Origin of the sequence: Exiguobacterium sp. s161 (genome assembly GCF_018619045.1) — a bacterium.
Lineage (GTDB): Bacteria > Bacillota > Bacilli > Exiguobacteriales > Exiguobacteriaceae > Exiguobacterium_A > Exiguobacterium_A indicum.
Genome location: NZ_JACSNH010000005.1, coordinates 103,709 through 127,233, shown reverse-complemented (window position 1 = coordinate 127,233; position 23,525 = coordinate 103,709). Strand labels below are relative to the sequence as shown.

The following is a 23,525-nucleotide window of genomic DNA, read 5'->3' as shown; positions in this document are numbered from 1 at the left end:
ACATTTTATGAAAGTTCCGTTATAGTATGAATATGAAAAAGTAGGGAAGCTTTGAAAGTTTGAAGCTTCTTTTTGCTGTAAACCACCAGGTGCCTCGGCATCTGGCTTTATATTAATGGAGGTGAATCCCCTTTCTTCGGGGAAACGATTGGACAGTACACACTCAATGGAGACATTCGACACGACGACGATCATCATTCGGCTACTCGTCATTGCACTACTCATCGTCTTAACCGCTTTTTTTGTAGCTGCCGAATTTTCGGTCGTCAAAATGCGAATGTCTCGAATCGATCAGTTGATTACAGAAGGAAGCAAGACTGCGAAAGTGGCGAAGAGACTACTTGAGAATTTGGATTATTATTTATCGGCCTGTCAACTTGGAATTACCGTGACAGCGCTTGGTCTCGGGTGGTTAGGAGAATCAACGGTAGGTGCGATTCTCGGTATGTTGTTCGAAGAGATTGACATTCCGAACTCCGTCTCGACGATCATTTCGTTCGTTCTTGCTTTCTCGATTGTAACGTTTCTTCATGTCGTGCTTGGAGAACTTGCTCCAAAATCTTTAGCGATTCAAAAAACGGAAGCCATCACGATGTTACTCGCGCCACCACTATATTGGTTCGGTAAAATCATGAAACCTTTCATCTGGACATTGAACGGTTCAGCACGAATCATTCTTCGGTTGTTTGGCGTCGAGCCAGCGGGACACGAAGAAGTCCATTCTGAAGAAGAGATTAAAATCATCATGACACAGAGTTATAAGAGTGGAGAAATCAACCAGACTGAGCTTTCCTACATGCAGAACATCTTCTCGTTCGATGAGCGGATCGCGAAAGACATCATGTTACCGCGGACGGACTTAATCACGATTTCGAACGATGCATCGATGGAGGACATCATTCGCCTCGTTGAAGAGTATCAGTTCACACGTTACCCAGTAGCGGAAGAAGGAGATAAGGATAAAATCCTTGGCTTCATCAATGCGAAACAATTATTTACGGATCATATGGCGAATAAAGGAAAAGCATTAAGCTATTACATCCACAACTTGCCGATTGTATCCGAATATTCGCCGCTTCAAGATGCCATGCTGAAAATGCAGGTGGAACGGACACCGATGGCACTCGTCATCGATGAATACGGTGGTACGGCTGGTGTCATCACGATGGAAGACATCTTGGAAGAAATCGTCGGAGAAATCCGAGATGAATTCGATAAAGATGAGAAAGCAGATATCGAACAAATTCATGAGCGATTATACCGCATCTCAGGCCGTGTCTTGATTGATGACCTAAATGAACGCTTTAACTTAGGAATCGAAGAAGAAGACATCGATACGATTGGTGGCTGGGTCATGGCACAGGATACGGAAGTGTCGAGTGGTCAAGAATTCCGCTATCAGGAATACACGATCAAAGTCATGGAAGTCGATAATCATCAAGTGAAATCGATTTATCTTCAATTGCCTGATCAAGAAGAAACTGCAACAGAAGAGATTGGATAAGAAATAGAATGTGCAAGACGATGAACTTCGAGTTCATCGTCTTTTTTTGTCTACTTAAAAAATGATTAGCTAAGGTGATAGACACATCTTGTGTTTATCTCCCTCAGTGACGGGTATTACTGTCTATGTGGCAAAAAAAGCATTTTTTAATTCAACAGGAAAAGGGGTTTTTTATCATGTCAAACGTCATTCTTACTTCACGTGCATCTGCAGTCGGTGGTCGCGACGGGAAAGTCGCTTCAGACGATAACGTCATTAATCTCGATTTAGTCATGCCAGGAACAAAAGGCAAAGAAGACATTCCGACATCAAACCCGGAACAGTTATTCGCAGCAGGATATGCCGCTTGTTTTGATGGTGCCTATAACTTAATGGCGCGCCAAGCAAAAAAACGAGTCGAGACGCGGACGAATTCAGAAGTCAGCCTCTTACAGGATGAAGCGGATAACGGTGTAAAAATTGCAGCGAAACTCGTCGTCGAGGTCGTTGGCGTATCGCAGGAAGAAGCCGAAGACTTACTAGAGAAGACACACAATTTCTGCCCGTACTCAAAAGCGACACGTGGCAACATTGATGTTGATCTTTCTGTTAAAGTCGTCGATTCACTATAAGCATAATCGACGAATCAAAAGGAGGGTTTTCCATGGCACCGAAAGAAACCGATCGTCCAAATGAAGAGTTTGAAGATGAACGGGATCGTCTGTCGGATAAAGAACGGAAACTGACAGAGGAGCAACAAAAGGAAATCCTAAAAGGAAAAGACGAAATGCCAGATGATACGGTTTCTCCACGAGATCGCGGAGAAGATCCGATTTAAATCAAACAACTTGGGGGATGAATCACATGTCTAAAAAAGTAGCAGTCGTACTCGCCGATCATTTTGAAGATGTAGAATTCACAGGACCGGTTGATGCATTAAAAGAAGCAGGGCACGAGATCACTGTCATTGGTGCTAAAAAAGGTGCAGAACTCGTCGGCAAACAGGAAGAGGCAAAAGTAAATGTTGATCTCTCGATTGATGAGACTTCAGCAGCAGACTACGATGCTCTCCTGATTCCAGGCGGTTTTTCACCAGATTTACTTCGAGAAGACGAGCGTTTTGTCTCATTCGTCGAAGAATTCGATATGTCGAAAAAACCAATTTTCTCGATCTGCCATGGACCACAATTGATGATTAATGCAAAAATCGTCAAAGGAAGAAAAATGACAGGTTATAAATCAATTCGAATTGATTTAGAAAATGCTGGTGTGGACTTTGCAGATGAAGAAGTCGTCGTCGACGATAATTTCGTCTCAAGTCGTCAACCAGATGATATTCCTGCATTCAACCGGGAAATCGTTGCAAAACTTGGCTAATACCATGAAACGAAAAATCAGCACTGCGCTATCGCAGTGCTGATTTTTTATAGATTTTCTGGATAATCACAGAGTTCTGTAATGACGCCGTGTGAATGCCGGGGATTCATATAAATCAGTCGTCGCCCGAACGGCGTCGTTCGATACGTATCTTCTAAAAATGTTAATCCTCGTTGTTTTGCTTCTTCAATCGCTTGATCTAAATCCTCTACACGATAAGCAATGTGATGGACACCTTTCCCGCGTTGTTTCAAAAAACGTGCGATGGGACTATCCGGACTTGTTGGCGTTAACAACTCGATGTGCGCATCATCGAACTCGATGACCGCAATATTGGAAGCGACACCTGGCGCAGGATTCGAGTACTCTTTTGTTAAGGTTCCTCCAAGTACGTTTGTATAAAATGAAATGGCTTCCTGCATGTCGCGAACGGCAATTCCAGTGTGGTCTAATTTCATATGATATCCTCCTTCTGTTCGCTTCAGTTTCCCAAAAACACTCCAAAGTTGCAACGATGAGTTACCTTCCAAATGTTTCTATTACATAGAAGAGGAAAGATTTATTTAAATTGAAATATCACTGAAATATTATGGAAGAGGAATGAATGCTATAATCAAAAACGTTCTTATAAAAAAGAAAAAAGATTACAGAATTTAAATTTAACTTAAATATTCTACGATAAATCATAAAACATACACTACAGAAAAAGAGGGAATACTACATGAAAAAAACGTTCGCGTCGCTCATCGTTTCCGCACTAGTTCTTTCATCAGCACCTCATTTTGCAGCAGCAGACGATTTAAGTGAACAGAAAGCCAAAAACGAACAACAGCAACAAGACAATGCTAAAAAACAAAAAAACTTAGAGTCTTCTGTTAATCAAGAAGGTAAAAAAATCTCTAAAACACAGCAAGAAGTCAATCGACTAGACGAAGCGTTGAACGAAAAAATCTTTGCTGTCGAAACAAAAGATCGTCAAATCAAAGCAACAGAACGTGAAATCGTTGAGCTTGGAAAAGAAATCGAGAAATATAAAGCGAAACTAAAACGCCAAGAAAAACTACTCGGTGATCGTCTTCGTGTCATGCAAGAGAATGATGGAAACTCAATTAAATGGGAAGAAGTCATCTTTGGCGCTAAAAACGTTGGTGACCTCGTAAGCCGTGTCATGGCAGGGAAATCCATTTCAAAACAAGATGATAAAATGATCACGGATTACCAAAATACGCAAAAGCAATTAGCGGATACGCAACAAAAAGTAAAAGAAAAGAAAGCGCAGTTGGTCGTTGAGAAAAAAGAATTAAAACGTCAACAAGCGGATCTTGAATCACAATTAAAAGAGCGGAACAAACGCTTAAAAGAACTACGTAAGAAAAAAGAAAAGTTCGAAACACAATTGATGGATGCAAAAGAAGTCCAGCAAATTTTGATCGCTCAAGAAAAAGCGATTGCAGCTGAAAAAGCAGCGCGTGAACGAGAAGCTCGAATCGAAAAAGAGCGTCAAGCTCAAGCGGCACGTGAAGCAAAAGCACGGGCAGAGGCTGAAGCAGCTCAAGCAGCAGCTCAGAAAGAAGCGGAACAACAAGCAGCTAAAGAAGCGGCAGCTCAGCAAGCAGCACAAGAGAAGGCAGCGCAGTCAGCAAAACCTTCTGGTTCGACGAAACAATCGGCACCAAAACCATCTACACCAGCACCAACTGCGCCAGCACCGTCAGCTCCTGCGACACCTAAACCGTCACCATCATCAGGCGGACTCTTCATTCATCCAACTGCTGGTGCTGTGACACAAGGGTATGGTTCTGCAGGCGGAGAAAACGGTTATACGTTCCATAACGGGATTGACTTCGGTGGTCCAGTCGGTACGCCGATCGTGGCAGCTGCAACAGGTACAGTCATTACAGCATCAGGTGGCGGACCTTACGGAAATCACATCATGATTGCTCACCAATTGAACGGGAAGACATATACGACAGTCTATGCACATATGAGTTCATTGAACGCTAGTGCAGGTCAACGCGTCAGCCAAGGTCAACAAATCGGTACACGTGGTAGCACAGGAAACTCAACAGGTCCACACTTGCACTTCGAAATTCACGTTGGTGGATACAGCTACAGTGCAACAGGTCCAGCTAACTCAGTAAATCCAATGACTATGTTTTAAACAGTTAAGAATCGTTGCATATGCAACGATTCTTTTTTTTTATATTTGATAAGAAATATATATATTACAAAAAAACGTTTTCACTTGAAATGTAAATGAAATTTTTTTGAAACGATTAGGGTGCTATAATCTATTTCAGATATGAGAGAAACTTGAATACTATAATAAAAAATGAAAATACATAAGTGAGGAAAACGATATATGCTAAAAAAACTAATTTCTACCATTGTTTTAGGGGCATTACTTACAACAGGTACACAACCGATCGCGGCAGCAACGATTAAAGAAAAAAAGGCTGAAAATGCCGCTGAACAACGTAAATTAGAAAAAGAGATTAAAAAGCAAGAAGCTAAAATTTCAAAAGAACAACGTCAAATCAATCGAATCGACGCAGCGATTAACGAAAAGATTTTCCAAGTTTCCGAAAAAAATAAACAAATTAAACAGTTAAGCAATCGAATCGATGAGTTAAAGGCAGACATCGTTCGTTACGAGGAGATGCTACAGAAGCAGGAAGAACTACTCGGTGATCGTTTACGTGTTTTCCAAGAAAACGATGGAAACTCGATTAAGTGGGAAGAAGTCATTTTTGGATCAAAGGATTTAGGTGATTTATTCAGCCGTGTCATGGCGGGTAAAAAGATTGCTGAACAAGATGATAAAATGATTTCAGATTACATCGCGACACAACAAAAATTAGCAGAAGCAAAACAAGCACTTGTTGAGAAAAAAGCGGAGCAAATGCAAGAAAAGAAAGTATTGCTTGAACAAAAAAAAGCGTTAAAAGTTCAAATGAAAGAGCGTAGTGCTACACTCAAAAAATTACGAAAAGGGAAGACGAAGTTTACGACAGAACTGTTAGACGCAAAAGAACTGCAAGCGACTCTCGAAGCGCAAGAACGTGCGATTGCGGCAGCGAAGGCAGCGGCTAAAGCAGCGGCTGAAAAAGCAGCAGCAGAGAAAGCGGCAGCTGAAAAAGCTGCTAAAGCAAGTGCTCAAGCAGCAAAACAAGCCAATAAGAATACAGAATCAACAAGTTCAGATACAACACCAATCGCTTCAGGTGGTGGGAAATTTGTCCGACCATCTTCTGGTGGGGTATCACAAGGGTTCGGACCAGCTAGTGGAGCAAACGGTTATACATTCCATAATGGCGTCGATTTCAAAGGTCCCGTCGGATCTCCGATCGTCGCAGCAGCAGCCGGAACCGTCATTACAGCATCAGGTGGTGGACCTTACGGAAACCACGTCATGATTTCGCATTTCTTGGATGGAAAAGTCTATACGACGGTTTACGCTCATATGAGCTCATTATCTGTTCATGCAGGACAAACGGTCTCTCAAGGTCAGCAAGTCGGAACACTTGGTAGTACAGGAAATTCAACAGGACCACACTTACATTTCGAACTACATGTCGGAGGTTATCAATATAGTGCTTCTTCTCCTCTGAATGCAGTGAATCCATTGGCATATCTGTAATCAAAAAACGGGCTTCGGCTCGTTTTTTTTTTGCTGCTGTGCTACAGTTAAGGCGAAACGAATACTTGAGCAACTAGGGGAGCTGGAGGAATCCGGCTGAGAGGAAAACCAATCTGTTTTCGACCCTATTACCTGAACTGGATAATACCAGCGTAGGAAAGTTGAGCCGAACGGATACCGGAATGCGTGTATAACGCTTTCGTATAGCGTCGACTGCTTTTTTACAGCGGTCGACGCTTTTTTTGTCGGTCACGACTCCCTTACATTGCTCGATGGGAAGGTGAAAAGAACATGAAACATGTACTGACGATTGCAGGATCCGACTCCGGTGGTGGAGCTGGGATTCAAGCAGATTTAAAAACCTTTTCGGCTTTAGGCGTTTATGGAATGAGCGTCCTGACAGCTGTCACGGCGCAAAATACGTTGGGTGTTCAAGCGGTGGAAGAGTTATCTCCAGAAATCGTAGATGCCCAGTTAACGTCGATTTTTTCAGACATTCGTGTCGATGCGATCAAAATCGGAATGGTCTCGAATGCGCAGACGATTCGTGTCATTGCTACACATCTCCGCAAACAGACAGTTCCGATCATATTAGATCCCGTCATGGTCGCTAAAGGCGGTCATGCCCTATTGCGGACGGAGGCTGAACAAGCATTGATTTCGGAGCTTTTACCGCTTGCGACACTCGTCACACCAAATTTACCGGAAGCGGAGCGTTTAACAGGACGATCGGTCACCAATCTAGATGAAATGCGACTGGCGATGCATCAATTAGCTACACAGACAGGGGCAGTATTACTAAAAGGTGGACATCTCTCAGGAGCTGCGACGGATTTGTTGTTTGATGGGGAAGTAGAACACCGCTTCACATCGGAACGGTTAGACAATCAACATACTCATGGAACTGGTTGTACCTTATCTGCGGCGATTGCGGCGCGGATGGCGCTTGGAGAAGATTTGACAGATAGTGTAAGACAAGCAAAGAGCTATGTCACGGAGGCGATTCGTCATGGATTTGCTCTCGGACAAGGTATTGGACCGACACATCATTTTCATTCACTTTGGAGGGATACACATGTTTACGACCATTCTTGAACACAAACCACTCATTCACCATCTGACGAACACGGTGACGATCAATGACTGCGCAAACGTCACACTCGCTGTTGGAGCATCACCCGTCATGGCGGAAGACATTCGCGAAGTAGAAGAAATGGTTAGACTCGCGCAAGCTCTTGTCTTAAACATTGGTACGATCGATGCAGACATGCAAGCAGCTCAACGACTTGCAGCCCGTGAAGCGGGACGTTTGAATGTCCCGATCGTTCTTGATCCAGTTGGAGCAGGGGCAACGACATTACGTACTGCCTTTTCTAAAGAACTCATTGATCTCGGGTGTACGGTCATCAAAGGAAATACTTCTGAAATCAAGACGTTACTTGGGGAAGACGGACGAACTAAGGGAGTCGATGCTGCGGGAGATGCAATGATGGATCGAGAAAGTATTCGTGCATTCGCTCGCAAACACAAATCTGTCCTCGTCGTGACAGGTCCGAACGACTATATCACGGATGGAACGCGCGAAATGGAATTACATGTAGGAACACCTCGTCTAGGAGACATCACGGGTACGGGCTGTATGACGGCTTCCTTGATTGCGAGCTTCCTCGGCGCAGGATATACGGCGTTTGAGGCGGCTGTTCACGGAACATTCGTCATGGGAAAAGCAGGAGAACAAGCAGTCTCTGCGCAAGGTCTTGGTGATTTTAAACGAGAATTGTTCAATGCGATCAGCCTCATGACGGAGCAAGAACTGGTGGAGGTGACAGAACGTGTCAATTGATTACTCCATCTATGCAGTGACGGATCGTCGGTACCATCCTGGCGTCGCGATCGAGACGGTCGTTGAGGAAGCTGTTTTAGGTGGTGCGACGATCGTGCAACTACGAGAAAAAACCGCACAAGGAAAGGAATTCTACGATCAGGCAGTTCGGTTGAAGAGACTGACGGATCGACATGACATTCCTTTGATCATCAATGACCGGATCGATATCGCGTTACTCGTCGGAGCTGGTTTGCATATCGGACAAGAAGACATTCCTTTAACCGCAGCACGTCGCCTTTTACCAGATGCTGTAATTGGTGTGTCGGTAGCCACTGTTGCACAAGCGATTGAAGCAGAACGAGACGGAGCCTCTTATTTAGGCGTGGGATCTCTATTTGCGACGTCATCCAAAGCGGACGCTGATTCCATGTCGCATACGATGCTTCAGGCGATTCGGGAAGCCGTACGATTACCTCTAATCGGTATTGGTGGAATCACAGCAACAAATGTCTCCACCCTTCCCATCCCGCTAGAAGGGTACGCCGTCATTTCAGAAATTTTCGCTAAAGAAGATCGGCAACTCGCTGCGCAGCAAATGACAGATGCTGTGCGAGAATGGCATCAATCACTTTAGAACAGGGTATAATCCGTTCAGAGGTGATTGTATTGAAATGGCAGACGATCCGTTTTCGCGGCTATTGGATTCGATATCGGTTAGAACCACAAATCATTCGAGTCGATAATCAGGGGATCTACCATCTAGGAAAAGTCTTATTTCCGCGTCCTAATCGTATATCTTATGAGATGGCCCTTTTATTGAAAGAAAAGTATGAAAGACGCTACAAACGTCCGTTGTATATTAAAACGAGCTCGATTGCGACGGAAATTTGGGGACATACTCATTTAGACATCTATTACCGGGTACTTCTTCGTCTACCGATTCCGACTCGGCTACGACAGCGCTATTCGAACCGATTAGAGAGTACGAAAATCATTGATATCGGCGTACGCGCTGTCGATCAAAATCGAATCGTCTGGGATATCGGAGATTATGTTGGAGGATGGTTCGTATTTTGGCTCATTCGTAGGCGCATGCGCTAAACTTGCAATGTTCTGTTTTCCCATGGTGCAATATAGGTAAAAACGAGGTGACGGACATGGATATTCCCCGTTGTGAAACGATTGCGATTGACGAACAACGTGCGTCTGAAATCGGACAAGTCGTGGATACGATCCCAACACTTGAAATCGGAAAGCTATTTAAGATTCTTTCGGATGCGACACGACTGCGAATCGTTTATGCGTTGACGATTGAAGAAGAACTATGCGTTTGTGATGTCTCAGCCTCTGTCGACTGTTCGATTGCGACGGCGTCTCACCATCTTCGGTCTTTGTTGAAACAAGGACTCGTCAAGTTCCGAAAAGAAGGCAAAGTCGTCTATTATTCCCTGGATGATCATCATGTCTCATCGCTTGTGCATATGGCTATGGAACATGTGCATGAGGGAAAAGCAGTACGTGAATGATTCTTTAGAATAACGAAAAGCGTAGCTATTGCTGCGCTTTTTTTGTTCATCTCGGATCGTTTTCCTAGGACAAGCATCGACCTCGTCCTGTCAATCAAGATGACGCCTCTATAATCTGAAGAGGCTGACTCGAAAAAAGAATAACTCATCTTTTCAGACCCTTTCCTCAGGCGAGACACAAGCTGGCTTTCTTGCTTCATTCCAGCAGAAAAGCGGGTCTCGTTCGTCTCTGATAGCGCAAAATCGCGCTTGTTCCTGTAGAAGTGGCGTGTGACGCGTCATTCTTTTTGTTACGAGATAAGGGTGGCAGAATGATGATCTGCCACCCTTATCTTTGTAAAGACTGACTTTTGAGTCAGCTCCTTTTTGTTTATTCTTGTGCTGATTTCTCTGATATGGAAGGAACGAAGCGATGGAAGAAAAAAATCGTTGCACTAATCATCAAAAAGGACAGAATTAACAGGCCGAGGCACATCCATTTATATGTAGCAATTAACGCATCCGATTGTTGTAATTTTGCCTGAAGCGTTCGATATAAATCATCTTTTACACGTGATAAGTCTTCAAGGATCGTCTGAGTCGTTTGAGTCGATTGTCTGGCGAGACGTTTTGCTGCTGCTGGACTTTGGCGTTCATATACGACGAAAACCCGTTCGATTTCTGACTCCCAGACATTGTTGCGACGAAGAAGATCTTTAATTGTTCCTGGAGTAGTCGAAGATTGATTCAGACTATTACGTAAGTCATGAATTTTCGAAGTCGAAAAATAATATTGTTCAATATAACGATTATCTTCGTACAATAAGAGGCCGCGGACTGCGTTTGCTCGATCTCGATTATGTTCAACCAACTGATCGACTTGATTAATTAACGGTATATCATGATCCTTCATCTGCGCTGTCATCGCCGCAATTGTCCGATAACCAGATAAGGCATAAATGATTGGTATAGAGGCAAATAAGCTGATCAAAAGAATCAGCAGAACACGCTGACGCCATAGTGAGTGCATGCAATCATTCCTTTAAATAAAAAGACATGTCATTAGCTTAACTACTATTACAAGAAAAGTGAAGCCTGTCTATTTTTTGAATAGGGATAGGAAAGTAAGAAGTCAGTATTCTGAATAAAAAAGCAGGAAAGCTAGTGCAATCCGAGAAGCTGTTTTATGTAGAAGAAAAAGCGCAGCTTGGCTGCGCTTGGTTAAAACGAATAGGAATGTTCCTTATAGTTTCCGAAAACCGTATGAATTTCTGAGAATGTAACGAATGCATTTGGCTCAACGGAAGAGACGATCTCTTGCAAACGGACGATTTCATTATTTTGAACGACGACATAGACCATTTTTTTCGTTCGGTTGGAATATCCTCCACGTGCATCGAGAATCGTGACACCACGACCGAGTTCTTTTGTAATGACTTCATTGATTTCATCTGCTTTCTCACAAATGATGATACATTGCTTAGAAGCAGAATAGAAACTGTAAACCGTCTGAAGGGCTTTGGCGCGAACGAAGCTCATGATGAGCGCGTACATAACGTGTTTTAAGTCAAACACCCACCAAACAAGGATGTAGATGACAAGATCTTGCATCAGAAATATGCGAGGAAGTGGCCAGTTATGAAAACGAGCGAAGAAAAACTTTCCAAGAATATCAAGCCCTCCAGTTGAAGCACCACCGAAGAATATCAATGCCATCGCAAGTCCAGAGACTAGACCGGCAAAGATGGAGGCGACGAGCGGATCATTTAAAGATTCCGGAACAATTTGAGTCGGAATCCAGTCGATTAAAAAAGAGGAAGCAACGACGATGATGCCGGATAAGAACATGAACCGTTTACGCAGAAAACGAAAACCTAAAAGGAAGAGTGGGATGTTTAAAAGCAATTGCGTTAAACCGATTGGCGTGTGGAAGAGCTCTTGGATGATGAGTGTGATCCCCATGATACCACCTGATCCGATATCATTTGGAGATAGTAGTAAACTGATGTAAAGGGAATAAAGCAATGTACCGATGATTAAAAAACTAATTTTTTCAACTCTCTTTTTCTGTGGGTGTGTTGTAGTCATGGCAATATGATGAGTGACCTCATGCTCCTCCTTCTGTGAGTATCTGCCTGCAAGAGTACGCCCATATGCATAAAATTTCAACCCTTCTTATGAAAAAAGATGAAAAAGGGTACGTTTTTTTAGGAAGGTGATGAAAATGAAAAAAACGTTCTTGCTTATTGGTTGTATTTGTTTAGTAATACTAATTGGTATTCGCATTTTTCAACCATCGGATGAAGAAAATCGAACGTCTATTTGGCATGATGGAGATCTCGTAGCGAGACAAGTGGGTGCTTCGATGATGAATACGGTAGCGGTTCGTCAATTAGCCGAACAACTTCCGTTCTCATCAGAATTAAAACAGGTAGATGTCGAAGGGGAATCGTTGCGGCTTGTTTATGAGGTTACAGGAAAAGAGCGACAAGCCTGGATTGGTACCGATACTGGAACACTACAAGTGAATCAGGATTTTTTGAAAGCTCGGTTATCTAAAGTGCTGATGCATCATACACTTGTTTTATTTTCAACGATTCCTGATTTGACCGATCTCGAAATTTACTACACGGATCCGTATTCAGGTGCAGATTTTACGATGGACCGGAAAACATTCGACGCCTACACTCCGACCGATATTGAACGAGCTACTTCCTCTTCTAGACGCTTTAATCGGGTCGTCATTGATGGTTATGTGCTCGATGCATCAAGGCGAAATACTTTCTTTGAACGCTTCGCATCACGACTACGAATTCAAACTAATTAGTTGTATAAAGCAAGAAAAGGCATTTTTCACAATCTCGACACAATGATATCGTTTACATCTCGTTCTTTTATAAAAACGATAAAACAGGTCTATTCAATACTTGAACATCTTTTAAGATGGAAGTATGATAATAAATGAACAAACATTGTGAAGTGTTGAACAAAAGAAAGAGAGGTTTCTACGATGAACGAGGTAGAAGCATTAGAAGGATTACGGAATAAAGCAATCAAGTCGACGTGCATGCTACAAATGCGTCCTCTCGAGTACTTAGTTCGTGCCATGCTAGCAGGGATTTTCATTGGATTTGCAATTATTTTTACCTTAAAAGCAATTAACGGTCTATATATGGCGGAGTCACCTGTTGCGACACTTGTTGGTGGACTGACCTTCGGAGTGGCACTCGTCCTGATCGTTTACGGTGGGGCAGAGCTGTTCACAGGAAATACGATGTATTTCACGACGGCGACGATGCGCGGCTATACGACGAAGATGGATACGATGAAGGTCTGGTTGATCTGTCTGATTGGAAATGGACTTGGAGGATTAGCATTTGCGCTACTCTTTTCTCAAACAGGAATCATCCAAGAGCTTGGTATGAACAACTGGTTATTTTCTGTCTCAGAAACGAAGATCCACCATACGACGTGGGAAATCTTCACACGAGCTATCTTCTGTAACTGGATGGTCTGTTTAGCGATTTTCATTCCAAAGAACATGAAGAATGAGTTGGCGCAGATCATGATGATGATGGTACTGGTCGCAGTCTTCTTCGCATCTGGATTTGATCACGTCATCGCCAATATGGCCTTGTTCTCCATTGCGTTAGTCGTACCACATCCGGATACGATCACATTTGCCGGAGCGATGCACAACCTGTTGCCAGCTTTAGCCGGTAACATCATTGGTGGAGCAGTCTTCATGGGAATGATCTATACGTGGCTGAATAAAGAAAAATTAGAAGTAGATGAATCACGTCAATCCACGACACCTGTTCATATTGCTTCGAAACAAAATGCATAAAAAAGAGCAGCTGTCGCGACAGCTGCTTTTTTCATTCATTCCATATGTTGAAAGCGATCGACGTCTGCAGCCAGTTCTTCGTAAATCGTCTCGACGATTTGTGCATCATCGAAGAGCCCGAGGACGTTATCGTCCGGTAAGGCGTCAACAGGAGACGTGAAGTACAGAACGGCCGTCAATAACAATTGTTCCTGCTCCGCATGCATTTCGAATTTTTTCTGATAGAGAGCACGAAGCATTTCAAGCAGTTGTTTTAATTGAAAATAAAGGACGAGTTCTGCCTCGCGTTCGATGTCCGAGCTTTCTGTAGACGCGATATCTTGCGTCAAGTGCGCAAGTCCGATTTCTGCTCGAACTAACAATTCTTGCTGTGCTTTTTCATCACCAACGAGGTCGAGTGCCTGTCAGTGAAAATACGTATAAGCCGATTTAAAATCGCCGGGTGTGAATTCCATGGTGATGCCTCCTTCTCTTCTCTTTCTAGTTTCGCCTTATTTCTTGCAAAATTGCAACTATTTCGTGAAAATAAAGATACAAGAAAGGGGATTACATAATGCCGACACAAGCAGAATTAAAACAATACGCGTCTTTAGCCGTGCGTACGGGAATTAATCTACAACCAGGACAACAACTCGAGGTGCGTGCAGGAATCGAAAATTTGCCGCTCGTTCGTGAAATCACGCGTGTCGCCTACGAAGTAGGAGCTACGCAAGTATATGTACAATGGTCAGATGATGAGATGACGAAAATCCGTTATTTCGATGCACCGGAAGAGTCGTTTGATACGTTCCCGGATTGGTTAAAAGCACGTTACGACCAACTGGCAGAAGAAAAGACAGCGTTCTTATCGGTCGTCAGTGAAGATCCGGATTTATTGAATGGCGTGGACTCGAGCCGAATCGCACGTGCGAATAAAGCAGCCGGTGTCGCTCTTGCTAATTGGCGGAAGTTCGTCATGAGTGACAATGTCAGCTGGTGTGTCGTAGCAGCACCTTCTGAAAGCTGGGCGAAGAAAGTATTCCCTGATTCAGAGAATGCTGTTGAAGAGCTCTGGTCAGCTATTTTAAAGGCTACACGTGCCGATCAAGCGGATCCGGTCGCTGCATGGGCGGATCATGATCATAATCTGCGTTCAAAAGCAAAATTCCTGACAGAGAAGAAATACAAAACATTGCACTACACAGCTCCAGGAACAGAATTATCAATCGAATTACCAGAACGTCATGTTTGGTTAGGTGGCGGTGGTCCGAATGCAGATGGTGTTGATTTCATCGCGAATCTGCCGACAGAAGAAGTGTTCACGTTACCGAAAAAGACAGGAGTCAACGGACACGTCTCGAGCACAAAACCGCTTAGCTATAGTGGGAACTTGATTGATGAGTTCACACTCTGGTTCGAGAACGGAAAAATCGTTAAAGCGGAAGCGAAACAGGGTCAAGAAGCATTAGATGACTTGATTTCACTTGATGAAGGTGCACGTTATCTTGGAGAAGTTGCGCTCGTGCCACACCGTTCGCCGATTTCTGACTCGGGTATCCTATTCTATAATACATTGTTTGATGAAAATGCTTCATGCCACTTAGCGATTGGTCGTGCGTACTCGACGTGTCTCGAAAGTGGTCCTAGCCTTTCAGCAGAAGAACTAGAAGCACAAGGCGCGAACGACTCGATGACGCATGTCGACTTCATGATTGGATCAGCGGATCTATCGATTGAAGGAGAACTTGCAGACGGAACGCGTGAATCAGTCATGCGTGACGGAAACTGGTCAATCTAAACGAACAAAAAGGTGAGTCCGAATACGGAGCTCACCTTTTCTTGTAAGATTCTTGTTATGCTTCTTCACCGATAATTTTCACTTCTGTCTCAAGTAAGATACCGAATTTTTCTTGAACCGTTTCTTGGACATGACGAATGAGCGCGATATAGTCGGATGCTGACGCATTCTCGACGTTGACGATGAAACCAGCGTGTTTCTTGGACACTTCAGCGCCACCGATGCGTGTTCCCTGTAAGTTGCTATCTTGAATCAGCTTCCCTGCAAAATAGCCTTCTGGACGTTTAAAGACGCTACCACAAGAAGGGTACTCGAGTGGTTGTTTCGTTTCTCGCTTATGCGTCAAATCATCCATGACTTCCTTGATTAGTGCTGGGTCACCCTCTGTTAAGGCAAATCGACCTTCGAGGATGATGTATTCTTTCTTCGAGAAGCAACTTGTCCGGTATCCCAGTTCGAGTTCATCATGCGAAATGTTCAACAGTTCTCCTTGTCGTGTCAATACAGTAGCGCTATGGAGGCAATCCTTGACTTCACCACCGTATGCTCCCGCATTCATGATCAATGCGCCACCAATCGTTCCTGGAATCCCACAAGCGAATTCAAGACCGCTGAGCTGATGCGCGTAAGCTACACGAGACGCTTCGATGATTGCTGCACCACTTTGAGCAACGAGTTCATGTCCTTCAACCGAGATATCGGTTAACTTCTCAAAGGAGAGGACAATGCCGCGGATGCCGCCGTCACGTACGACAAGATTCGATCCGTTTCCAAGCAACGTCAAGGGAATACCTTGTTCGTAAGCATATCGGACGACAAAAGCCGTTTCTTCATAAGAGGTTGGAATGATGAATAAATCCGCGATTCCTCCCATTTTTGTATACGTATGATATTTTAAAGGTTCATTGATTAGTACGGACTCTTTTGAAATGCCTTCATACAGTCCCGTCATTACTTGTTCAGTCATTATGGTCTCAGTCCTTTTCATGAATTCCTACCAGCGCTCATGCGCTCAAAATATATTTTAACATTAATCGTGCGGTCGTTGTTCAACATACTGTTCCCAAAATACCGACTTATGCCGGGAATTGCAAGCACTAGGGAGTGAATGTCATCGATTAGTAATGAAAAATGTCACAAGGAAAGCAGGGGCAGGAAGAGGAATGAAGCGAAAAGAACTCGGGAAAAGAGAAGTATAGAAGGAGGCGATGACGATGGAAAGTGAACGTTTATGGATGCGACCGTTTGAAGAAGAAGATTTCAGTTTTTATAAGTCACTTGTTCAAAATGAGCAAGTCATGCGTTATATCAATGGAGGCATTGCCTTGAGTGAAGATGAGGCACGAGAGTGGTTCGAACGGCAATTGGAGCGATACTCGGATGAGCGACAAACTGGTTTTTTACTGTTGTTCATAAAAGAAACGAATGAACCGATTGGCTTCGCCGGATTATTGATGCAGGAAGTCGATGGGAAAGAAGAGTTAGAGGTCGGTTATTGGCTCGAACCAAAGCACTGGAAAGTCGGTTATGGTCGTGAAGCAGCAAAACAATTAATGATGGAGGCGTTCAATCGAGGGCATGATCGAATCATCTCGATCATTCATCCCGATAATCATGCTTCGCAAAACGTCGCTCGTGCCAACGGACTGAACTGGGAAAAAGATACGGTGTTTAGAGGCATTCCTGTCACGATTTACGCTGGACAACTATCACGACTTTGTCGTAACTAAAGAGGAGAGTTTTTATGTACGAATTTAACTTCGCGTCTTTTCACTCCATGACACCTGATACCTTATATGCACTTTTGAAATTACGGACGGATATCTTCGTCGTCGAGCAGGAGTGCGCGTATCCGGAGCTAGATGATCAAGATCAACAAGCGACACACCTAATCGTCCGGAGTGAGAGTGGTCAAATCGTCGGATGTCTTCGGATGTACGATCACCCGACAAAAGGAGTCGCGATTGGACGGGTAGCTGTTCACCATGCTCACCGATCGGTTGGGTTAGCGAGACAAATGATGGAGAGAGCGATGGTGCATTTGCAGAAAGAAGCTGCGATCTACTTACAGGCACAAGCACACCTAGAAGGGTTTTACGGATCGTTTGGTTTCGAAACCGTATCCGACCCTTATTTAGAAGATGATATTCCACATGTGGACATGCAGTTTCACGCAAAGGATTCAAAAAAAGACTTCACGTCGACGATCGATGAACCGATGAATAAGTAGAATGAACTTTTTCGGAGGTGGATCAGTCATGAAGAAAGTGCTGGTCATTTTCGCTCTTAGTCTAATTGGTATCCTATCTTTAGGAGTCGGTATTTCGTATGCTCAATTGCAGGGGAACTATCGTGACTCTGAAAAAGAGTTGATGACGATTTTAGAGCGGCAACATGATTTATCAGCTTCCTCCTTTCTTGAAGTGCGCGCATCATTCTCTTTAAGACATCGACAAATCATACACGTTCGACTTCGGGGTGAACCTGCTATCACATATGAGTTCATTCAGCCAAAGGATGAAATCGAATACCTGGGATCTGTCGGAACAAGTGTTGAAAAGACAGGAAAACAAGATGCCGTCTTTCGAAACGCTCATTTAAAAGTCGGTAAAAAATAAAAAATGGAGAATCTTCCTGAAACGACGGAAGATTCTCCATTTTTTGCTTTCAAGACGATAGGATATTGCGTACACTACGAAGAGATACTGGAATGAGGAGGTCGAGGGAATCATGTGGAAACCCTTTATAAAAAATCAATCAATTGCACCGGCGTTACAAGCCTTCCGGGAACTTGACATCGAAATGTTTCGGACACATGTTGCCCAACTGAACGATGCGGAACAACAGGCCTTACAATTCATTAAGCGGGCGCTAGAGCAGGATTCACCTGCTCATTTAAAAATAGCGCTTGAAATGAAACAACCACTCGTCGAAGTCGATCGTCTGTTCCAAACACTCGTCACGTGTCAAAATCGTCAGCAGTTACTCGAAATGCTGCTAGCATACGGTCTAGACGTCAATCAAGTCTATACACTTGAAGGGCATCGCTCGATTGTCCGCCAACCCCTTCACTTTCCGGTAGGTCTATATGCGGCGCGCCATTCCGAGTTGTGGGCACTTGTTGCTGAAAAGCTGGACTTTACTTATACGATGCATCTTCAACGCAGTGATCAATTCATGGAGACGCATGAATTGAGTCTACTTGATCTCGTCTTATTGCTCGATATCGAAGAGGAGTTGACGGTTCGAGTGCTGGATCAGCTGTGCGAATGCAAGGCGACCGTTGGACTTGCAGAACGATTACAACGTCCCGCTTCACCATTGTTACTAAAGACGATTGAGGCGGATGCCTATCTAGCGACGTTTGTTTATGCTAAACATTATTTCCCGTTTTATGCGCTGATCGGACGACAAACCGTACTGTTCCAATCTTTATTGAACCGTGTGATGCAAGCGTCCATTGCTTCTGAAATGATTGAAGATGCCTTGCTTGCTTTTCATAATCACCAACCTGGACTTGCCTTGACATGGGGAGATGCCTATATCGAACAGTTGTACGAGATGGGGCTAGTGCTTCGTAAAACGGGTCATGTTGATTTTCGGGAAATGGATGCGGAGTATGTGTTACCTGAATACGATGAAGTGATTGAACGATTACGTGGTTAACGATTTATTTTGAACTTGAAACGTATGCCAATGAGAAAAAAGTTGGATATCGCAAAATGTACTTTTTTGGTATAGTCTCAACACATCTAAGTTTGTGGAATGAAAAATGGTTTCGAACGTCTTGATGTTTGCTTTACACAATTTGGCTTGAAAGGTATCTAGAATTCGCCGACCGTAACCTTGATATTTCAACTCGGGCAAACACGTGATTTCAAGGAGACGAATCGTACGACCATATTTTTGATAGAGCAGTGTACCGATCACTAATTGTTGGTCGTATATTAAATAAGGTGATGTGTTTGAATGGCTGAATTGTTCATAATGTTCTTGATGATATGGAAAAAGATGATCACATCCTTTTATAGAGTGATTTCGAAGAGTGAGGTATAATTCTTGATTACGGGCATGTATAGGTTGAAAGCGTAAAGATGATACACGGTCATTTGAAATTCCGATTAAGCGAAATTGTTCAGCAGAAAGTGTATATCCGAGTGTTTTCCAAACCGATGATAGCGCACCATCTTGAGGCGGAACGACCTGTACTTTAATTTGTTGGGCACCTTGACGAACAAGATACTCATGTAAGTGTTTCGCAAGAAGGTGAAATGCGGAGATATTTGAGTAGGCACCGTTCATCAGACAAGTCATTTCATTTGAAATACGATAACCAAGAGTCGCATAGACTAGATCATGTTTGAGATAAACGAATTGATGACCTTCAAGTAATTGAAAAAAAGGAATGTCGTGTGCCCATTGATTATGTTGTAATAGTTGGTGAACATGTCGTTTTTGATTCCGTGACAGTTGATTATAATGTACGATAGACAAAATCATAGTCCTCCTTTAATTATATGAAGTTTATTCACCTATTATTTTACAGTAAATTAAAGGTATTTATATATTGTTTTTGAAACGGAAAGTAGATGGATTATTTAAGAAAATGAGGTTAATTGATTATGAAATATCTTTGGGGCGTGATTGGATTAACACTCTTTTTACTTCTCGCTGATGCGACAGTAGGAGAAGCAAAGGATTATGACGAGCCTGATATCAGTATGTCTACGACATACGGCGATTATGGAGCACAAAGTCATATTATCGTCGATCGAAAAGAACCGATCTATGAAGGATTCGATTCACCGAACGACATGGCATTCCTATTTGCTTGTATTGCATTACTCGCAACAGTTGGACTTGGCATCGTCAATGCCTCCGATTGAAATGAATCTGACTAATAAAAGGCAAGTGACGACTCCATCGTCACTTGCCTTTTATTGTCTACTACGTGTGAATAAGAAGAATCTACTCTTAGAAATGAATTCGTTTTTTTCGACCAACGCGTGCCATTCGTTCGTGTTCTTGTTCGAGTCCAGCACGTTCGAGGAGATCGAGGTAATATCGAAACGGAGTCGAGCGATGCGAAAAATATGGGATATATTCAGTGAAAAGCATCGTCTCCGCTCGATCTAACGCGCGTAGGGAAATAAGAGCATGTAGCTCTGCGAAACGAATTTCTTGATAGGTGGATAAAGCGTCTGCATCAATCCGAACATGCGACTGTAGTTTTTTAGCATGCGCATTCAAGCAATGGATATATGCTTCTTGATGTTCGGGTTTCTCGCAATGGGCAAGTACGGCAAGCAAAAGGTCACTGCGCTCGGTATCGACGTCCATCGGAACCTTCAACGCTGTATAGAGGGCGCGTTCCATCCACTCGACACCATGACTATCATTTTTATAATAGCCGACTAATTCTTGAAAAAAATCGACTTGCGAGACTTTCAATAATCGAAACGGATCATTACTTAAAAATAAAGGTTCTTCCCCGGCAGCCGACGAAAGAAGAAAGAAAAATTCCTCAAAGGCAATCCGGGTTCCGTTTTTACGATGAGCGTAATGGCGTAAATGCTTCAACAGGCGTTTTGCGGTGATATACCAATTCTTTTGTTCGCGAAGCGGTACGATCGGATTTGGCTCAAGGTACTGGAGATCGTATGCTAATTGAATAAACCGTTCCGTCTGAGCAATCGTCTGTTCGACGGTCGGTTGTTCCTGTTCTTTTTGCAAATCCTTATACTTCACGAACTGTGTCAACATGGCGTCGAACTCTTTCTCTTCGATGACTTGTCTCGGGAGTTGACGATAGATTTCGACGATGATATCGCGAAGGGTCGTATCGCCATATTGTTCTAGTAAGAGTCGCAGTTTCCGTATTCTCATGATCGCCCTCCTTCGCAAGAAAAGCACAGTACAACACTATTCAATTCCCGCTTTTTTCATAAACCGAACCTCTTCATTTGCGCTTTTTAGTCAGAGACGACTATCTTAAATAAGAAGACTCATTACAGAAGGGGACGATTACACATGAATGAAACCATTCAACATTTACTCAACCACCGGTCAATCCGGAAATTCAAACAACATCAATTAGACGAAGAGACGATTGAAACACTCATAAAAGCTGCACAAGCTGCCTCGACATCCTCTTATCAGCAAGCCTATGCGATCATCGGTGTCGAAGACGAAGGATTGAAACGACAATTAGTCGACGTTGCAAGTGGTCAACGATATGTGGCAGAAAACAGTTACTTCTTCGTCTTTTGTATGGATTACCACAAACATACGTTAGCGGCAGAACTAGCAGGAGGCGACGTGAGCCGGACGATCGAGACGACGGAAGCGCTTGTCGTAGGGGCTGTCGATGCGGGACTTGCCGCTCAAAATTTAGTCGTAGCTGCCGAGTCGCTCGGCTACGGAACGGTCTACATCGGTTCACTACGAAATGATGCTCGTCGTGTCAGCGAACTCTTACAACTTCCAGATCACGTTGTACCATTATTCGGAGTCGCGGTCGGTCTTCCGGATCAACAACCGGGTAAAAAACCCCGCCTTCCGATGGATGCGGTCTTCCACCGGAATACGTATACTGATGACGATACGATGCGTGAGTTACTGACAGGATACGAAGAGTCAACGTCATCGTATTACGGAGAACGGACCGGTGGTCAACGGACAGAAGGGTGGGTCAAACAGATGGCTGCCTCGATGCACGAACCGAAACGGACGTATCTCCGCGAGTTCTTGAAAGAGAAACAGATCGCAAAAGATTGATACGGAGGTATCTGAATGGCAGAACATCAACCACACCGCTCTCGCTTGGAGCGACGACGTATGCAGTTAGAAGAACAAGCTAGACAAGAAGAAGAGCAGGCTAGGCAAGAAGAAGCTTTTTCGAAAGCGTACGCGCCGGACGAATCATTTTCTCAAGAATCCTTTGAGAAGCAGCAAGAACCGGCTACGTACCATCGATATGTCGAAGAGCAACCGCGAGATCGAAAAAGTACATCGCGTCGTTCCGGGAGCGGCATGCTTAAACAGGTCGCACAGATGATCGGGGGTGCCGGATCACGATTGTTTGCTAATCGGGAACGCTCGAGACGCTCGAGGAAGGCGGGTCGATCAGAGCAATCGGTACAGCAGAATCCTGACGTCTCTTCACGCGAAGCTCATCCTAAAAAAATCAAGAAAAAACGTCGTTTTAAACGAAAGCTTCTTGGGCTATTTTTATTGTTGCTCATCGCATTCGTTCTTTTTGCCTCACAACCATTCACGTTCTTATTGATCGGTAGTGATGCACGACCTGGAGAGTCGTTGCGTGGATCACGTTCAGACTCCCTGTCGGTCATGCAATTCATTCCACTTTCTCGAACGATTCAACTGACGTCGATTCCTCGAGACACGTATACACCGATTTCCTGTGAGAATGGAAAGAAGGATAAAATCACACATGCCTTTGCCTTCGGTGGAGAAGAATGTACGCAAGATGCTGTTTCGGGTCTACTCGATGAAGAAATCGATGGAAAGATCGTCATCTCCTTCGATAGTTTCATCGGATTAGTGGATCAAATCGGCGGAATCGACCTTGTCTCGACAGGAACGTTCTCCGAGCAGGATGCGAGTGGGAAAGCAAATCAGTATTCATTCCAAAAAGGGAAGGAATACCATATGGATGGTGCGATGGCACTTGCCTATTCAAGACATCGAAAAACGGATAATGACGGAGCGCGCGCGAATCGTCAGTCGGAAGTCATCCAAGCCGTCGCGACACACTTGATGAAGCCGACTGGATGGTCGAAAATTCCAGCAGCGCACACGTATATGAAAGAAGAGATGAACCTCGATTTAAGCGTCCGCGAGATGGCAACGGCAGGGTTATCGATTGCCTTGATGTCAGAACGAAAACATTATGAAATCGAGGCGGTCAGTCAGCGACTGAATGGTATTTTCTATGATTTACCGAATGAGAAGGCACTGCAAGAACTACGTGATCAGCTCGATACGACGTTTTATGGCACATTGAAGAACTAAAGGGAAGGGGTTTCCTTCCGGTCATTGCGGGTATAAA

General features: G+C 43.8%; 28 protein-coding genes and 1 riboswitch. Of the genes, 21 read left to right on the top strand and 7 right to left on the bottom strand.

All coding sequences use genetic code 11. The features are described from left to right. Positions 1 to 166 precede the first annotated feature (166 nt). From KNQ14_RS13190 to KNQ14_RS13175, 4 genes are all read left to right on the top strand, one after another. On the top strand, positions 167 to 1,504 hold the full coding sequence (locus KNQ14_RS13190; protein ID WP_023467176.1) for a hemolysin family protein: 1,338 nt from the start codon (positions 167 to 169) through the stop codon (positions 1,502 to 1,504). A 176-nt stretch (positions 1,505 to 1,680) separates the two neighbouring features. After that, a complete protein-coding gene (locus tag KNQ14_RS13185; RefSeq protein WP_023467178.1) occupies positions 1,681 to 2,115 on the top strand; it encodes an organic hydroperoxide resistance protein in 435 nt (144 codons plus the stop codon). 32 nt (positions 2,116 to 2,147) lie between these two features. Further along, positions 2,148 to 2,321 (top strand): hypothetical protein, encoded by a 174-nt coding sequence (locus KNQ14_RS13180; RefSeq protein ID WP_023467179.1) that lies wholly within the window; start codon positions 2,148 to 2,150, stop codon positions 2,319 to 2,321. Positions 2,322 to 2,347: 26 nt separating this feature from the next. After that, positions 2,348 to 2,860 (top strand): type 1 glutamine amidotransferase domain-containing protein, encoded by a 513-nt coding sequence (locus KNQ14_RS13175; RefSeq protein ID WP_029340809.1) that lies wholly within the window; start codon positions 2,348 to 2,350, stop codon positions 2,858 to 2,860. A 47-nt stretch (positions 2,861 to 2,907) separates the two neighbouring features. Here the strand turns inward: KNQ14_RS13175 and mce are convergent, their stop codons facing one another. After that, positions 2,908 to 3,318 (bottom strand): methylmalonyl-CoA epimerase, encoded by a 411-nt coding sequence (gene mce, locus KNQ14_RS13170; protein ID WP_214861280.1) that lies wholly within the window; start codon positions 3,316 to 3,318, stop codon positions 2,908 to 2,910. A gap of 263 nt (positions 3,319 to 3,581) precedes the next feature. Between mce and KNQ14_RS13165 the strand changes: the two genes are divergently transcribed. The 7 genes from KNQ14_RS13165 (at position 3,582) to KNQ14_RS13135 (ending at position 9,851) form a co-directional block, all read left to right on the top strand. Then, positions 3,582 to 5,021, top strand: a complete 1,440-nt coding sequence (locus KNQ14_RS13165) for a murein hydrolase activator EnvC family protein (RefSeq protein WP_214861278.1) — start codon at positions 3,582 to 3,584, stop codon at positions 5,019 to 5,021. A 201-nt stretch (positions 5,022 to 5,222) separates the two neighbouring features. Next, positions 5,223 to 6,500, top strand: coding sequence for a murein hydrolase activator EnvC family protein (locus KNQ14_RS13160; RefSeq protein WP_035398852.1), 1,278 nt, complete (start codon positions 5,223 to 5,225; stop codon positions 6,498 to 6,500). A gap of 65 nt (positions 6,501 to 6,565) precedes the next feature. Beyond that, positions 6,566 to 6,676, top strand: a riboswitch (TPP riboswitch). Positions 6,677 to 6,791: 115 nt separating this feature from the next. After that, positions 6,792 to 7,595 carry a bifunctional hydroxymethylpyrimidine kinase/phosphomethylpyrimidine kinase gene (gene thiD, locus KNQ14_RS13155; RefSeq protein ID WP_023467188.1) on the top strand — a complete coding sequence of 268 codons (804 nt, stop codon included), beginning with the start codon at positions 6,792 to 6,794 and terminating at the stop codon, positions 7,593 to 7,595. Then, the gene (thiM, locus tag KNQ14_RS13150) at positions 7,576 to 8,343 is read left to right on the top strand and encodes a hydroxyethylthiazole kinase (RefSeq protein ID WP_075642963.1); all 768 of its coding nucleotides are present in this window, start codon (positions 7,576 to 7,578) and stop codon (positions 8,341 to 8,343) included. The genes thiD and thiM overlap by 20 nt, the downstream gene beginning before the upstream one ends. Next, positions 8,333 to 8,959: a thiamine phosphate synthase gene (gene thiE / locus KNQ14_RS13145; RefSeq protein ID WP_214861276.1), complete on the top strand. Its 627-nt coding sequence runs from the start codon at positions 8,333 to 8,335 to the stop codon at positions 8,957 to 8,959. The genes thiM and thiE overlap by 11 nt, the downstream gene beginning before the upstream one ends. Before the next feature lie 23 nt (positions 8,960 to 8,982). Then, positions 8,983 to 9,426, top strand: coding sequence for a hypothetical protein (locus KNQ14_RS13140; RefSeq protein ID WP_238987955.1), 444 nt, complete (start codon positions 8,983 to 8,985; stop codon positions 9,424 to 9,426). 56 nt (positions 9,427 to 9,482) lie between these two features. Beyond that, positions 9,483 to 9,851 carry an ArsR/SmtB family transcription factor gene (locus KNQ14_RS13135; RefSeq protein ID WP_041254995.1) on the top strand — a complete coding sequence of 123 codons (369 nt, stop codon included), beginning with the start codon at positions 9,483 to 9,485 and terminating at the stop codon, positions 9,849 to 9,851. Positions 9,852 to 10,221: 370 nt separating this feature from the next. Here the strand turns inward: KNQ14_RS13135 and KNQ14_RS13130 are convergent, their stop codons facing one another. Both KNQ14_RS13130 and KNQ14_RS13125 read right to left on the bottom strand, forming a co-directional pair. Beyond that, positions 10,222 to 10,860, bottom strand: coding sequence for a CHASE3 domain-containing protein (locus KNQ14_RS13130; protein WP_214861274.1), 639 nt, complete (start codon positions 10,858 to 10,860; stop codon positions 10,222 to 10,224). A 191-nt stretch (positions 10,861 to 11,051) separates the two neighbouring features. Next, on the bottom strand, positions 11,052 to 11,918 hold the full coding sequence (locus KNQ14_RS13125) for a YitT family protein (RefSeq protein ID WP_023467195.1): 867 nt from the start codon (positions 11,916 to 11,918) through the stop codon (positions 11,052 to 11,054). 136 nt (positions 11,919 to 12,054) lie between these two features. On the opposite strand from KNQ14_RS13125, the gene KNQ14_RS13120 reads away from it, so the two are divergent. Continuing rightward, the gene (locus KNQ14_RS13120; protein WP_035398841.1) at positions 12,055 to 12,657 is read left to right on the top strand and encodes a hypothetical protein; all 603 of its coding nucleotides are present in this window, start codon (positions 12,055 to 12,057) and stop codon (positions 12,655 to 12,657) included. 183 nt (positions 12,658 to 12,840) lie between these two features. Beyond that, positions 12,841 to 13,677, top strand: coding sequence for a formate/nitrite transporter family protein (locus KNQ14_RS13115; RefSeq protein WP_214749682.1), 837 nt, complete (start codon positions 12,841 to 12,843; stop codon positions 13,675 to 13,677). A 35-nt stretch (positions 13,678 to 13,712) separates the two neighbouring features. On the opposite strand, the gene KNQ14_RS13110 is transcribed toward KNQ14_RS13115, so the two are convergent. Beyond that, positions 13,713 to 14,039: a DUF1232 domain-containing protein gene (locus tag KNQ14_RS13110; protein ID WP_251138405.1), complete on the bottom strand. Its 327-nt coding sequence runs from the start codon at positions 14,037 to 14,039 to the stop codon at positions 13,713 to 13,715. Between the two features lie 191 nt (positions 14,040 to 14,230). Here KNQ14_RS13110 and KNQ14_RS13105 point away from each other — a divergent pair, with 191 nt between their 5' ends. Beyond that, positions 14,231 to 15,454 carry an aminopeptidase gene (locus tag KNQ14_RS13105; protein WP_214749679.1) on the top strand — a complete coding sequence of 408 codons (1,224 nt, stop codon included), beginning with the start codon at positions 14,231 to 14,233 and terminating at the stop codon, positions 15,452 to 15,454. Positions 15,455 to 15,509: 55 nt separating this feature from the next. Here KNQ14_RS13105 and murB read toward each other — a convergent pair whose 3' ends face one another. Next, a complete protein-coding gene (murB, locus tag KNQ14_RS13100; protein WP_035398835.1) occupies positions 15,510 to 16,421 on the bottom strand; it encodes a UDP-N-acetylmuramate dehydrogenase in 912 nt (303 codons plus the stop codon). Positions 16,422 to 16,668: 247 nt separating this feature from the next. Between murB and KNQ14_RS13095 the strand changes: the two genes are divergently transcribed. The 4 genes from KNQ14_RS13095 to KNQ14_RS13080 all read left to right on the top strand — a co-directional run bounded on the left by KNQ14_RS13095 (position 16,669) and on the right by KNQ14_RS13080 (position 19,120). After that, a complete protein-coding gene (locus KNQ14_RS13095) occupies positions 16,669 to 17,184 on the top strand; it encodes a GNAT family N-acetyltransferase (protein WP_035398833.1) in 516 nt (171 codons plus the stop codon). A 47-nt stretch (positions 17,185 to 17,231) separates the two neighbouring features. Continuing rightward, the gene (locus KNQ14_RS13090) at positions 17,232 to 17,684 is read left to right on the top strand and encodes a GNAT family N-acetyltransferase (protein ID WP_238987954.1); all 453 of its coding nucleotides are present in this window, start codon (positions 17,232 to 17,234) and stop codon (positions 17,682 to 17,684) included. A gap of 28 nt (positions 17,685 to 17,712) precedes the next feature. Then, a complete protein-coding gene (locus KNQ14_RS13085; protein WP_050678267.1) occupies positions 17,713 to 18,072 on the top strand; it encodes a hypothetical protein in 360 nt (119 codons plus the stop codon). 112 nt (positions 18,073 to 18,184) lie between these two features. Further along, complete coding sequence (locus KNQ14_RS13080; RefSeq protein WP_214749676.1) at positions 18,185 to 19,120, top strand: hypothetical protein; 936 nt, start codon at positions 18,185 to 18,187, stop codon at positions 19,118 to 19,120. Here the strand turns inward: KNQ14_RS13080 and KNQ14_RS13075 are convergent. Beyond that, the gene (locus KNQ14_RS13075; RefSeq protein ID WP_035398871.1) at positions 19,109 to 19,948 is read right to left on the bottom strand and encodes a GNAT family N-acetyltransferase; all 840 of its coding nucleotides are present in this window, start codon (positions 19,946 to 19,948) and stop codon (positions 19,109 to 19,111) included. The genes KNQ14_RS13080 and KNQ14_RS13075 overlap by 12 nt on opposite strands. Positions 19,949 to 20,076: 128 nt before the next feature. On the opposite strand from KNQ14_RS13075, the gene KNQ14_RS13070 reads away from it, so the two are divergent. Beyond that, entirely contained in the window at positions 20,077 to 20,340 is a 264-nt protein-coding gene (locus tag KNQ14_RS13070; RefSeq protein ID WP_023467206.1) for a hypothetical protein, read from the top strand. 88 nt (positions 20,341 to 20,428) lie between these two features. On the opposite strand, the gene KNQ14_RS13065 is transcribed toward KNQ14_RS13070, so the two are convergent. Beyond that, positions 20,429 to 21,340, bottom strand: a complete 912-nt coding sequence (locus tag KNQ14_RS13065; RefSeq protein ID WP_035398827.1) for a hypothetical protein — start codon at positions 21,338 to 21,340, stop codon at positions 20,429 to 20,431. A gap of 144 nt (positions 21,341 to 21,484) precedes the next feature. Here KNQ14_RS13065 and nfsA point away from each other — a divergent pair, with 144 nt between their 5' ends. Together nfsA and KNQ14_RS13055 are read left to right on the top strand one after the other, a co-directional pair. After that, complete coding sequence (nfsA, locus tag KNQ14_RS13060; protein ID WP_023467208.1) at positions 21,485 to 22,231, top strand: oxygen-insensitive NADPH nitroreductase; 747 nt, start codon at positions 21,485 to 21,487, stop codon at positions 22,229 to 22,231. A 15-nt stretch (positions 22,232 to 22,246) separates the two neighbouring features. After that, on the top strand, positions 22,247 to 23,488 hold the full coding sequence (locus KNQ14_RS13055; protein WP_251055879.1) for an LCP family protein: 1,242 nt from the start codon (positions 22,247 to 22,249) through the stop codon (positions 23,486 to 23,488). Positions 23,489 to 23,525: the final 37 nt, after the last annotated feature.